This window comes from Aequorivita sp. CRS11 (assembly GCF_059693805.1).
On record NZ_JCATIG010000004.1, the window covers coordinates 163,541 to 176,614 of the forward strand.

Annotated in this window: 14 protein-coding genes; all 14 read right to left on the reverse strand. The window is 40.7% G+C overall.

Annotated elements, in window-relative coordinates:
- Window positions 1-7: 7 nt before the first annotated feature.
- Complete coding sequence (locus AC58DT_RS09375) at window positions 8-613, reverse strand: acyltransferase (protein ID WP_497216590.1); 606 nt, start codon at window positions 611-613, stop codon at window positions 8-10.
- A 3-nt stretch (window positions 614-616) separates the two neighbouring features.
- On the reverse strand, window positions 617-1,369 hold the full coding sequence (locus AC58DT_RS09380) for an enoyl-CoA hydratase/isomerase family protein (RefSeq protein ID WP_497216591.1): 753 nt from the start codon (window positions 1,367-1,369) through the stop codon (window positions 617-619).
- A 12-nt stretch (window positions 1,370-1,381) separates the two neighbouring features.
- Complete coding sequence (paaZ, locus tag AC58DT_RS09385; protein ID WP_497216592.1) at window positions 1,382-3,880, reverse strand: phenylacetic acid degradation bifunctional protein PaaZ; 2,499 nt, start codon at window positions 3,878-3,880, stop codon at window positions 1,382-1,384.
- Between the two features lie 47 nt (window positions 3,881-3,927).
- On the reverse strand, window positions 3,928-5,133 hold the full coding sequence (gene pcaF / locus AC58DT_RS09390) for a 3-oxoadipyl-CoA thiolase (protein WP_497216593.1): 1,206 nt from the start codon (window positions 5,131-5,133) through the stop codon (window positions 3,928-3,930).
- A 4-nt stretch (window positions 5,134-5,137) separates the two neighbouring features.
- Window positions 5,138-5,998: a KPN_02809 family neutral zinc metallopeptidase gene (gene ypfJ / locus AC58DT_RS09395; RefSeq protein ID WP_497216594.1), complete on the reverse strand. Its 861-nt coding sequence runs from the start codon at window positions 5,996-5,998 to the stop codon at window positions 5,138-5,140.
- A 40-nt stretch (window positions 5,999-6,038) separates the two neighbouring features.
- A complete protein-coding gene (locus AC58DT_RS09400; protein WP_497216595.1) occupies window positions 6,039-6,446 on the reverse strand; it encodes a PaaI family thioesterase in 408 nt (135 codons plus the stop codon).
- Window positions 6,447-7,625: a 3-hydroxyacyl-CoA dehydrogenase NAD-binding domain-containing protein gene (locus tag AC58DT_RS09405; protein WP_497216596.1), complete on the reverse strand. Its 1,179-nt coding sequence runs from the start codon at window positions 7,623-7,625 to the stop codon at window positions 6,447-6,449.
- Window positions 7,626-8,408, reverse strand: a complete 783-nt coding sequence (locus AC58DT_RS09410; protein ID WP_497216597.1) for an enoyl-CoA hydratase-related protein — start codon at window positions 8,406-8,408, stop codon at window positions 7,626-7,628.
- Window positions 8,409-8,476: 68 nt separating this feature from the next.
- The gene (gene paaD / locus AC58DT_RS09415; protein WP_497216598.1) at window positions 8,477-8,977 is read right to left on the reverse strand and encodes a 1,2-phenylacetyl-CoA epoxidase subunit PaaD; all 501 of its coding nucleotides are present in this window, start codon (window positions 8,975-8,977) and stop codon (window positions 8,477-8,479) included.
- Window positions 8,978-9,043: 66 nt separating this feature from the next.
- A complete protein-coding gene (paaC, locus tag AC58DT_RS09420) occupies window positions 9,044-9,799 on the reverse strand; it encodes a 1,2-phenylacetyl-CoA epoxidase subunit PaaC (protein ID WP_497216599.1) in 756 nt (251 codons plus the stop codon).
- A 63-nt stretch (window positions 9,800-9,862) separates the two neighbouring features.
- The gene (gene paaB, locus AC58DT_RS09425) at window positions 9,863-10,153 is read right to left on the reverse strand and encodes a 1,2-phenylacetyl-CoA epoxidase subunit PaaB (RefSeq protein WP_497216600.1); all 291 of its coding nucleotides are present in this window, start codon (window positions 10,151-10,153) and stop codon (window positions 9,863-9,865) included.
- 112 nt (window positions 10,154-10,265) lie between these two features.
- Window positions 10,266-11,222, reverse strand: coding sequence for a 1,2-phenylacetyl-CoA epoxidase subunit PaaA (paaA, locus tag AC58DT_RS09430; protein ID WP_497216601.1), 957 nt, complete (start codon window positions 11,220-11,222; stop codon window positions 10,266-10,268).
- Between the two features lie 56 nt (window positions 11,223-11,278).
- Complete coding sequence (locus tag AC58DT_RS09435) at window positions 11,279-12,352, reverse strand: 2Fe-2S iron-sulfur cluster-binding protein (protein WP_497216602.1); 1,074 nt, start codon at window positions 12,350-12,352, stop codon at window positions 11,279-11,281.
- Window positions 12,353-12,481: 129 nt separating this feature from the next.
- Window positions 12,482-13,051: a TetR/AcrR family transcriptional regulator gene (locus tag AC58DT_RS09440; protein ID WP_497216603.1), complete on the reverse strand. Its 570-nt coding sequence runs from the start codon at window positions 13,049-13,051 to the stop codon at window positions 12,482-12,484.
- Window positions 13,052-13,074 lie beyond the last annotated feature (23 nt).

Consider the following 13,074-nt stretch of genomic DNA (forward strand, 5'->3'; position numbering starts at 1 on the left):
GTTGTCTTTATTCTTTTTTCTCTTTTCTGAATTCAGAAATAGTTTTATAAAAATCTTCCTGCTTTGGTCGGTTCTTCGGAATTTCCCGCAACGGCTCCACTTCTCGTAAGCTTTCGTGGCAATCCGTTGGCAATTGTTGGTACAATCGGGTTCCCGCAGTTTTCCACACAATCATTTCATCCGAAATATCCTTAATGGCTTTTGCAGGGTTGCCGACAATCAATTTCCGCTTTGGGAATTTTTCCTCAGCCTTCACAAAACTCATTGCGCCAACGATACATTCATCGCCAATTTCGGCATCATCCATTATTACGCTGTTCATTCCGATCAAACAATTTCTTCCCAAATTGGCACCGTGAATTATTGCTCCGTGACCCACATGTGCACTTTCCTTCAAAACAATACTTTTCCCAGGAAACATATGAACAGTACAATTTTCCTGCACATTTACGCCATCTTCCAAAATAATCTCACCCCAATCACCACGAATTGCCGCTCCTGGACCTATGTAGCAGTTTTTCCCAATAATTACATTGCCAGTAACGGCTGCCAATGGATGGACGAAACTGCTTTCGTGGATTACTGGAATATGGCCTTTGAAAGAATAAATCATATTTTATTCAAATCGTTTCAACGTTTCTTTTGTAAAATCACTCAAAACCAATCTTCCAGAAATGACAGCCCTTTCAGCAAGCAATTCATCCCAATCTTCCGTGCCGCTCCAAAATACTTTTTTCATCTCTTTCATTGCTTCTGGATTGTAATTACAAAGATTTTCAGTGAATTTTTGAACGGCTTCGTCCAACTCTTCCACCGAATCATAAACCTGATTGTACAATCCTTTTTGGCGTGCCCATTCAGCTTCGTAAAAAGTATTGGCATCAATTGCAATTTGGCTCATCGCGCTCAGGCCAAGTTTTCTTTCCACGGCGGGGCCAACTACAAAGGGACCAATTCCCACATTCAACTCGCTCAATTTTATTGCCGCAAATTTTGTAGCCATACAATAATCTGTCGCCGAAGCTACGCCTACGCCACCGCCCACGGTTTTCCCCTGAATTCTACCGATGATGAATTTTGGGCATTTGCGCATCGCGTTTATAACGTTTGCAAACCCGCTGAAAAAAACCTTTCCCGTTTCTGGGTCGTTTATGTTTATCAATTCGTTAAAACTTGCACCCGCACAAAAAGTTCTGTCGCCGCCGCTTTTTAGAATAATTACTTTTACTTCTGAATTTTTTCCAGTATCTGTGATTGTATTTGCGAGTTTTGCCAACAAATCTCCCGGCAGGCTATTGTGCGCAGGGTGAAAAAATTCGATTGTCGCGATTCCGTTTTCTATTTTATTATTTACGTAGGGTTGTTCCAAAATTTTTTAAATTTAAATTAGTCCGAATTGCTCAAAATGGTGGTTCAAATGTTTTCGTTCCAACAAATACCATTCATAACGATTCATTTCACCAAAAACAAGATTGTTCAATTTAGCGTCAGGATTTTCTTTGAAATAATTTATATAAGCATCCCTTTCCTCGAGAAATTTCTCCTTAGCCGTTGCTAAATCGGAGTGTTTTAAATCTTCAAGTTTGTCTTTTTCCAATTGGGGGAAATTTGTATTCCGTGGAAATTTGTCATAATTATAAAGGCTGGCGTGTACTTTTTCCAAAATCTTTTCGGGCGTTGCAACTTCAAAATCCTGAATTTTTCCCGAAGCAATTTTATAGGTATATTCCAAATGCTCCAACATATGCTGTGGCGTCATGATGCCCCACTTTGGCTTAGTGTCTTCGGTTAGTCTATTTAAAAATTCCTGAATTTTTTCATCAGTCATTTCAACAAAAGTTTCCTGTTTCTTTTGAACCATCGTAAGAATTGTTGCAACGGCTACCAATTCATCTTCGGTATCAAAAACCTCAACAAACCACTTTACAATTCCGCTGGGATGTTCTGCGGAAGCGACGTCTCTATCAACTTTTTGTTTACACGTCAATCGCACATAAATGGTGTCATTGTGATATAACGGACGTAAAAATCGACAGTCTTCCAAACCGTAATTTGCTGCAACCGGACCTTTGTTTGGATAAACAAACAATCCTGCCGCCGCCGAAATAATAAAGTAACCGTGGGCGGTTCGCTTTTCAAAAATACTGCCGTCAAGCGAAGTAATATCTGTATGCGCATAAAAATGATCCCAAGTAAGATTGGCGAAATTGATAATATCAGTATCCGTAAGAGTACGGTTGTTGGTTTTCAGTGACATTCCGGGCTCGATGTCCTCCCAATGATATTTAAACGGATGTTGTTCAGCTTCCTTATACTTTGCGTTTGCTTGATAAATTCCTGTGATTTCCGTTAAAGTGGTTGGCGAACCTTGAATAGCCGTGCGTTGCAAGTAATGTTTTATTCCACGCATTCCACCCATTTCTTCACCTCCACCAGCACGTCCCGGACCTCCGTGTACTAAACTTGGTAAGGGCGAACCGTGACCCGTACTTTCCTTTGCGCTTTCGCGATTCAATACTAAAATCCGCCCGTGATGGGAAGCGGCGTTAATTACATAATCTTTTGCAATTTTATCGTCATTTGTTGCGATAGAAGAAACCAAAGAACCTTTCCCCATTTTAGCCAATTCAATTGCTTCATCCAAATTCTTATAAGGCATAATAGTACTCACTGGACCGAATGCTTCGGTTTCGTGTACAGACAAATTTCTAAATGGATGATCTTCGCGAAGTAATATTGGAGCCAAGAAAGCACCTTTTTTCGCATCAGCGCCAATGACATCTATTTTGTCCAAATCGCCGTAAACAATACTTGCGGTTTTGGATAATTCTTGAACGCGCTCCCTAACTTCCTTAACCTGATCTAAACTCACTAAAGAGCCCATTCGCACTTCTTTCAAACGGGGATCACCGATGGTTACTGTTGAAAGTGCATTTCCAAGGGCAATTTGTACATCTTCAACTAAATTTTCAGGAACGATCACACGGCGAATTGCGGTACATTTTTGGCCACATTTTACCGTCATTTCATTTCGGACTTCTTTTATAAAAAGATCGAATTCAAGTGTTCCCGGAACAGCATCTTCTCCCAAAACGGAAGCATTTAAACTATCGGCTTCCATCGTAAATGGAACGGCTTCCTCTATAATTCTTTTGTGTGCTTTCAGCATTCGTCCTGTAGTTGCAGAACCTGTAAACGTAACCACATCCTGTGATTCCACGCTATCGAGAATAGTTCTGGCAGAACCTGTAATCAATTGCAATGCGCCTTCGGGCAAAATTTTGGAAGCGATAATTTCACGGACAACGGCTTCAGTTAAAAACGAAGTGTTTGTTGCAGGTTTTACTACTGCTGGAACGCCCGCCATCCAGTTTACCGCACACTTTTCCAACATTCCCCAAACAGGGAAATTGAAAGCGTTTATATGAATAGCAATACCACGTTTTGGAACCATAATATGGTGTGCCATAAAACGTCCGCCACGAGATAAGTCTATTGGATCTCCTTCAACATGATAGGATTGGTTTGGAAATAATTTCCGAAGAGAAGCATTGGCAAATAAGTTTCCGAAACCACCTTCAATATCAATCCAACTGTCAACTTTTGTTGCGCCGGTTCGATAGCTTACTTCATAAAAATCAGCTTTCTTTTTTACTAAATGCAGCGCTAAGGATTTTAACATATTGCCACGTTCTTGAAACGTCATTTTCCGAAGAACCTCACCGCCTTTTGTTCTTCCATATTGAAGAATCTCAGCAAAATCAAGTCCTTCGGTATCAGAAAGCGCAATGACTTCACCAGTTATGGCATCGTGCATCGGCACGCCTGCACCATTTCCTTCAAGCCATTGTCCTGTTATGTAATTATGTAGTTTTTTCATTTTTAAAATTTTTAGTATTCCACATTAAAGTAGAATGGCAATCATTTTTAAACTCGCTCAATAATCGCCGCATAACCTTGCCCAACGCCCACACACATTGTGATCAACGCATATCTTTTGTTTTGAAGCTGAAGTTCCAAAGCAGCGGAATATGCGATTCTTGCGCCAGTAACTCCAAGTGGATGACCTATTGCGATAGAACCACCGTTTGGGTTGATGCGCGGGTCATCATCCTTTAATCCCCATTCGCGGATGCACGCCAAGGCTTGTGAAGCAAAAGCTTCGTTTAATTCAATCACGTCCATATCTTCCATCGTCAAACCTGCTTTTTCCAAAGCTTTGTTGGAAGCTTCCACAGGGCCAATACCCATAATCCGCGGTTCAACACCAACAACAGCGGAACTTACAATTCTTGCAATTGGTTTTAAATTGTATTTTTTCACAGCCTCTTCGGAAGCGATAATGGTTGCGGCTGCACCATCATTCAAACCAGAGGAATTTCCCGCCGTAACACTTCCATCTTTTTTGAAAGCGGGACGCAATTTCGCCAAAACTTCTTTTGTGGTTTCGGGACGGATGAATTCATCATCTTTAAATATAATCAAGTCTTTTTTTCGCTGCGGAATTTCCACGGGAACAATTTCTTTTGCCAATCGTCCGTTCTCTTGCGCTTTTGTGGCTTTCATCTGCGAATGATATGCAAACGCATCTTGATCTTCCCTGTTAATGTTATGTTTGTCAACCAAATTTTCGGCCGTATTTCCCATTCCATCGGTGCCGTACATTTCGGCCATTTTTGGGTTTACGAAGCGCCAACCAAAACTGGAATCACACATTTTGGCATCTGTCCCATAAGCAGAGGATGGTTTTGCAACCACGTATGGTCCTCGTGTCATATTTTCAACCCCGCCCGAAATAAACAGATCACCATCACCAGCTTTAATCGCCCGATTGGCATGGATGATTGCCGAAAGTCCGCTGCTACAAAGTCTGTTTACAGTTTCGCCGGGAACGGTTACCGGCAAACCTGCCAAAAGTGAAGCCATACGGGCAACGTTTCTATTGTCTTCGCCCGCTTGGTTTGCACAACCCAAAATTACATCATCGTAAGCTTCCTTCGGAATATTTGGGTTTCTTTTTACAATTTCGGCAATTACCAATGCCGCCAAATCATCTGTTCTTACAGCGCTCAGCGTTCCTTGATAACTACCGATTGGTGTTCTTATTCCGTCAATTATATATGCTTCTTTCATTCTTTTAATTTAAAATTTCTGAAAAGGTATCTCCTTGGTTTATATCTCCGGTTTTATAGCCTTTCATAAACCATTTCATACGTTGTTCAGAGCTTCCATGAGTGAAACTATCGGGTTGCACATCTCCTTGTGATCTTTTTTGGATAGCGTCATCACCTACTGCATTTGCTGCGCTTAAAGCCTCTTGAATGTCACCTTCTTCTAAATATTCCTGATTGTAATGTGCCCAAAGTCCTGCATAAAAATCTGCTTGAAGCTCCAGCGCAACTGAAAGTTTGTTGGCTTCGGTTTTATTGGTTTGTCGTTGTAATTGACTCACTTTTTGGTTAGTTCCAAGCAGCGTCTGTACGTGATGGCCTATTTCGTGGGCTGTTACATAAGCAATTGCGAAATCACCTCCTTTGGCTCCAAAACGGGTTTTTAATTCATCAAAAAACGCCAAGTCCATATATACCTGTTGGTCGGCAGGACAATAAAACGGACCCGAAGCTGAGCTTGCATTTCCACAGGCAGTACTTACACGATCGGTAAACAAAACCATTTTGGGTTCTTTGTAATCCCCAATATTGTTTTGGCTAAAAATTTGGTTCCAAACATCTTCGGTGTCGGCCAAAACTGTAGCCATAAAGTTTCCCATTTCCTTTTCTTGGGCGGTAAGTTCCCGCTGCTCAGTTTGCTGAACAGTTTGGCTGTTTCCTATTTGTTCCACGATGGGCGCAAGTTGTTTTCCGGTTTCACCTCCAAAAAACTGTAATCCAAGCACAATTAAAGTTACTACTATTCCGCCACCAGCAGCCAACTTGCCTTTGCTCATTCCGCGACGGTCGTCTAAGTTACCGCTTTGTCTTCTTCCTTGCCATTTCATAATTTCTATGTATTCGTTAGTTTTTGATAGATTTTTACATTTATTCCCAATCTTTGCTAGTTCTATAAACGACGCCTTTGAAAAGCGCTACCAATTCATCCCCGCGCTTAACTTCAACAATATTGAAGCCCAATTTATTGCCTACTTTTTCAATGACCGATTCTGCTGTAAGATAATCACCTTCGTTTAAAGCTTCAATGTGGTTTATGCTAGTTTCAATAGAAACCGCATATTTTCCATGCGTATTTGCACAAAAGCCAAATGCGGTATCTGCCAAACTATAACTAATACCACCGTGCGCCTTGTCCATGCTATTCAGCATTTCTTTACGGACGGTCATAGCAACTTTACATCTCCCTTTTTCCACTTCCAATATTTCAATACCAAGCCAAGAACTGAAAGCGTCTTGACTTAGCATCTTTATTGGTATTTTTTCTGCTTCAAGCATTTAAAAGAAGGTTTTGTTTTCACTATTCATTTTTCTTAACAGCGGCGAACAACGGTAACGGTCTTCGTGATATTCATTGTAAAGTTCGTCCATTTTCCTAACACACCAATCTATTCCTTTTTTATCTGCCCAAGATAAAAGACCACAGGGATAATTTACCCCTTTGGTCATTGCATTGTCAATATCTTCTGCGGAAGCGATGTTCCAAAAAAGCGCATCAGCGGCTTCGTTAATTAACATTACAAGGATTCTTTCGAAAATAATTTCAGCAGAAATTTTTTCTTTGGAATTCGTTCTCGACTCCACTCGAGCTGACATTTGTCCGTTTTCGGAATAATCATAATACCCTTTTCCACTTTTTCTACCCAAATAACCTGCTTCGGCAAAACGCTTTTGGGTGAAGGAAGGTTTGTAACGCGGGTCGAAATAAAAGGCTTCAAAAACGGTTTCGGTAACGGTGTAATTCACGTCGTTTCCTATAAAATCCATCAATTCGAAAGGGCCCATTCTGAAACCACCAATATCCTTCATTGCTAAATCTATTTCAGAAAAAGAAGCCATACATTCTTCATAAATGCGAAGGGCTTCGCCATAAAAAGGCCGCGCAACACGATTTACTATAAACCCGGGCGTGTCCTTAGCAACGGCAACGGTTTTTCCCCAATCTTTAATTGTTTTTACTGAAATCTTTAAGGTTTCTTCCGAAGTTTGAATTGAAGGGATAACTTCAACCAATTTCATCAATGGTGCGGGATTAAAAAAGTGAATCCCGATACAGCGTTCCGGTTTTTTAAGCGACGAAGCAATTGAAGCAATCGATAAAGAAGAAGTATTTGAGGCAATGAGGCAATCGTCGCTCACAAACTTTTCAAGCGTTGAAAAAACGTTCTTTTTCACTTCCAAATTTTCAACAATCGCTTCTATTGTTAAGTCGGAATCTTTCAGTTCCTTTAGAGAATTGACATATTTTATATTGTTTTGGATACGTAGTTTTTCTTGGGAATCGATTTTCTCCTTTTCCACCAAACGATCCATTATTTTTTCCAGATCAGCTTTGGCCTTTTCAAGCGCTTCGGTTTTTGTATCGTATAATTTTACGGAGCATCCGGCCTTGGCAGCTACTTGTGCTATGCCGCTTCCCATCGTACCTCCGCCAATTATTCCAACTTTCTTAATCATTTAATTTCCTTTAAAATTCGGTTTTCTTTTGTTCACAAATGCATCGACACCCTCTGCATAATCTTCACTTTGGGCAGATTCTATTTGAAGTTCGCTTTCCAAATTTAATTGTTCCTCCAAAGAATTTTGCATAGAGTTATTCAGCAAACGTTTAGTTAAGCCCAACGCTTTGGTGGGCATATTTGCCAAAATGGAGGCAATATTATTCACCTCTTCAATAAAATTTTCAGAAGAAACTACCTTGTAGATCATCCCCAATTTTTCGGCTTCGGTTGCAGAAACTTTATCGCCCAGCATCATCAATGCCGAAGCTTTTTGAAAACCAACCAACCGTGGCAAAAAGAAAGTTCCTGCACTATCTGGGACCAATCCGATTTTACTAAAAGCCTGAATAAAACTTGCGTATTCCGAAGCGACGACCACATCGCAAGCCAAAGCTATATTAGCCCCGGCACCTGCAGCAACGCCATTGATTGCACCAATGATTGGTTTTTCAATATTTCGGATTCTTTGAATAATCGGGTTATAATGTTCCTCAAGAATTTTTTTGAAACCGGGGTTCAATTCTGGCGAAGTGACTTCTTTTAAATCCTGTCCGGCACAAAATGCTTTTCCGCTACCTGTGATGATAATTGCGCGCACTTCTGAATTTTTTTCGACAGCGTCCAATTCATTCTGAAGCAACAACGCCATTTCGCGGTTGAAGCTATTGAAAACCTCGGGGCGATTTAGTGTTAGGGTTGCTACTTTATTTTCTATTTGGGTGGTTATGCTTTTACTCAATTTTTTAAAGTTTTAAGAGACCCGTTATCACTGTTGAGGACAGGCTGCTCAGGTTGAAATTTTTGAATTTATTTTAAACATTTAAAGTAATCAAACGGTTCGTGGCAATCATCACATTTAAAAAGCGCTTTGCAGGCCGTGGAACCAAATTGGCTCACAAGATGTGTGTTCGTGCTTCCGCATTGCGGACATTTGACCATCTTTTTTTCACCGAGCAAAACGTCTTTGTCGTGCGATTCTGAAAGAGGACGGGCGATACCGTATTCCTCCATTTTTTTCAATCCTTCTTCGCTAATCCAATCTGTGGACCAAGCTGGGGAAATAACCAATTCAACTTCCGCTTTTTTTCCAATTTCTGAAAAGGCTTTTTTTAAATCATCCGCAATCACATCCATTGCTGGGCAACCTGAATACGTAGGCGTGAGTTTTATTTGAACCATTCCATCCCTTTCAATAGCTTCGCGAATAACGCCCAAATCCAAAACAGAAAGCACAGGAATCTCAGGATCTGAAACAGTTTCCAGAACTGGGATCAATTGTGTTTCGATATTTGCGGTTTTGGTCAACAAGTTTTTAATCAAATTAAGAATAAACTTCGATTGAGCTCAGGACAGGCTGCTCAGTGTGGCATTTCTTCACCAAGTCATATTTGGATAGGTGCGTTGCATGTATTGCAAATCGGCCAAAATATAGCCCATATGTTCTGTATGAACCCCTTCTTTTCCACCTTTGGTGAAATATTTGTTCTCGGGAACATTGAGGGTTGCATCTTTTAAAACTTCAGCAACTTCTTCGTAATATTTTTCTTTGAAGGATGAAACATCAATACCAATGCCTTCTTTCACCATAATCTTTTCAGCCTCGGTCATTAAGAAAAGTTCGTCAGTATATCGCCATAGATCATCAATTGCTTCCTGCATTTTTACATTGCTCTCTTCGGTCCCATCACCTAATCGTTTTATCCAATCACTGGAAAAGCGTTTGTGGTAACTCACCTCTTTAATGCTTTTTTTTGCGATTGCCGTCAAAGTTTCATCTTTACTATTTTGAAGTTTTTCCATCAACATAAAGTGATAAACATCAAATAAAAATTGACGACCAATAACGTAACCAAAATGTGTATTTGGCTGTTCTACAAGCAAGCAGTTTTTATATTCCCTTTCTATTCTTAGGAACGCGATATCGTCTTCGGTTTTATCTTCTCCAGAAATTTTGGCGGCATACTGATAATAACTGCGAGTTTGCCCGAGTAAATCCAAGGAAATATTGGTCAGTGCAATATCTGTTTCCAAACTTGGGCCGTGACCGCACAATTCACCCAATCGCTGTGCGAGTATTAGGGAATTATCGGCTATTGTTAGAATGTAATTATAGAGATTTTGGTTTTTCATTTAAAGTTTAAATTCGTTCATCAAAAACCTTTCGACTGCGCTCAAGGTGGCAAACAATTAACATCACATATGTTTTACTTCGTCAGGCAAATCGTAAAAAGTAGGATGACGATAAACCTTATCCTGTGCTGGCTCAAACATTTCCCCGTTTTGCTCTGGGTTTGAAGCGGTGATGTGTTTACTTTCTACCACCCAAATACTTACGCCTTCATTTCTGCGTGTGTAAACATCGCGGGCGTTTTCCAAGGCCATTTCTGCATCGGCGGCATGAAGGCTCCCGAAGTGGCGGTGCTCCAATCCGTTTTTACTGCGGACAAATATTTCCCAAAGGGGCCAGTTTCTCTTTTCAGTCATCAGATATTAGATTTTAGTATTAGGACTTAAGACCGCTTCGCTTTAAGACTAAGGATGTAAGACTATAAATAAATTGTCCTACGTCTTAAGTCCTATTGTCTTACGGCATTTTTTAACTTGCTTTAGCTACTTTTTTGTTTGCATTCTTTTCTGCGTAAGCCATTGCGGCATCGCGGACCCATTCTCCATTATTCCACGCATTAACACGGGCGTTCATGCGTTCTTTGTTACAGGGGCCATGGCCTTTTACTACTTGCCAGAATTCATCCCAATCTATTTCACCAAAATCATAATGGCCGGTTTCCTCGTTCCATTTTAGATCTGGATCGGGAACCGTGATTCCCAGTAAATCCGCTTGGGGAACAGTTTGATCTATAAACTGCTGGCGAAGTTCGTCATTGCTTTTGCGTTTCAATTTCCACTTCATGGATTGCTCTGTGTGAACCGACTCGGCATCCGTAGGTCCCAACATCATCAAGCTTGGCCACCACCAGCGATTTAGTGCATCCTGCGCCATTGCTTTCTGTTCCTCGGTACCACGACAAAGCGTCAACATAATTTCAAAACCCTGTCTTTGGTGAAAACTTTCCTCCTTACAAACGCGAACCATTGCTCTTGCATATGGACCGAAAGAAGTATTGCACAGCGGCACCTGATTGATAATCGCCGCGCCATCAACCAGCCAACCAATCGCACCCATATCGGCCCACGTAATGGTTGGATAATTGAAAATTGAAGAATATTTCGCCTTTCCGCTGTGAAGCTGTTCGTATAGCTCATCCCGCGAAATGCCCAACGTTTCGCAAGCTGAATATAAATACAATCCGTGGCCTGCTTCATCTTGTACTTTTGCAAGCAACGCAGCTTTTCTGCGTAATGAAGGCGCACGGGTAATCCAGTTTCCTTCAGGGAGCATCCCAATAATTTCGGAATGGGCATGCTGGCTTATCTGCCGGATATGGGTTTGCCTGTATTTTTCTGGCATCCAATCTTTCGGCTCTATCTTTTCGTCGCGTGCAATGCGAGCCTCGAAAATTTCTTCTAAGTTCTTAATATTCTTTTCACTCATAATCGCTTAATTTATATTCTCTACTAAAAATATTGAGATTCCCACATTTTCGGGGATTAAACATCAAAATCTACTTTTACTTTTTCCGAAGTGGGAACTGCTTGGCAACTCAATACATAGTTTTGCGCCACTTCCTTTTCTTCCAAAGCATAATTAATTTTCATCTCTACGCTGCCTTCCACAATTTGGCATTTGCATGTACTGCAAACTCCGCCCTTGCAGGCAAATGGTAAATCGGCACCGGCAGCCAAAGCCGCATCTAGGATATTATCAAAATCCTTAGTCATTGTGAATTGGAATTCCTTTCCAGCATCCACAATGGTCACTTCAACGCCTTCCACGTTTTGCTGTGCCAAACGTTCGGCGCGTTGTTTATCTTCTTCGGTAAGGCCAGTTACGAACAGTTCAAAATGAATCAATTCTTTTGGCAAACCTGCTTCCACCAAATAGTTGCTCACGTAGCTCACCATTTCTTCTGGACCGCACAAAAATACTTCGCTAGTATCAGGAATATCAATAAAGGTTTTGGTTAAAACCTGCATCTTTTCATCATCAAAACGGCCGTTGAAAAGTTCGATATCGCGGCGTTCCTTTGTAAGGAAATAATAGATCTCCAATCTGCCAAAAAATTGGTTTCGCAATTGCTCCAAAGCTTCTTTAAAGATAATGGATTTCGCCGTCCTATTCACATAAAACAGCTTACAAGTTGCCTTGGGCTCCAATGCCAAATGTGTTTTAATCATTGAAAGCACTGGGGTAATCCCGCTTCCGGCGGCGAAAAACAAATAGTTTTTGGCTTTTTCAGGTTCAATTTCCACACCAAACATTCCGCTTGGTTCCATAATTTCCAACGTATCTCCAGCCTGTAATCTTGAATTCACAAAGCTTGAAAATTTACCTCCGGGAATTGTTTTTACAGCCACCTGCCATTGCCTATCAATTGGACTGGAACACAGACTATAAGAGCGGCGGGTATCTTCACCATTAATGTCCGCTTTTAAAGTTAAATGCTGCCCTTGCCTAAAGTTGAATTCTTCAGCCAACTCTTCGGGAACGTCAAAGGTTATTACCGAGCAATCGTCGGTTTCTTTGTAAACGTTCTTTACTTTTATTTTATGAAATTTTGCCACCTGTTTTTTGTCGAATTAAGCTAACAAAACTAACGCTTGTTAGTTTAACTTGCAAATTATTAACTTCTGTCACGTCGAGTGCAGTCGAGACGCCGCGTGATAGTTCTCGACTGCGCTCGAACTCACATCCTATTTTATTCCTTTAATGAGCACTGAAACCATATCTTTTTTCAAAATATTTACATCTATTTTTCCACGTTTTTGATACCACAAATACAGCGTTCGCAATGTGGAAAGTATTGAAAACAGAATCACTTCGGGATGATAAGCTTTTATTTCACCTGCATCAATGCCTTGTTTTATGATTTTTCGAAAATTTTCTTCATAATCTTCCCGCATTTTCACGAAAGCCTTCAAATCTTCTTCTTCCAAATGCATCCAATCATTGTTCAATGCGGCAAGCGCCTCGGAATAATTCACAGTAATATCAACGTGCATTTCAATAACTTTCTCCACTTTTTCAATTGCCGAAATGTTTTCAGAAACCACTTTTTCCATTCCAACAGTAAACTCTTCTGCCAATTTCAGAATGATTTCCGAAAGTATTTCCTGCTTGCCATTAATGTGATTGTAAAGACTCGCAGCTTTTATATTCATTGCGGTCGCGATGTCTCGCATGGAAACCGTTTTGTATCCTTTTTCGTAAAAAAGACGGGAAGCAACTCGTATTATTTCTTCTTTTCGGGAGATTGTTTTCATTGTTGCTGCAATTTACAAAACAA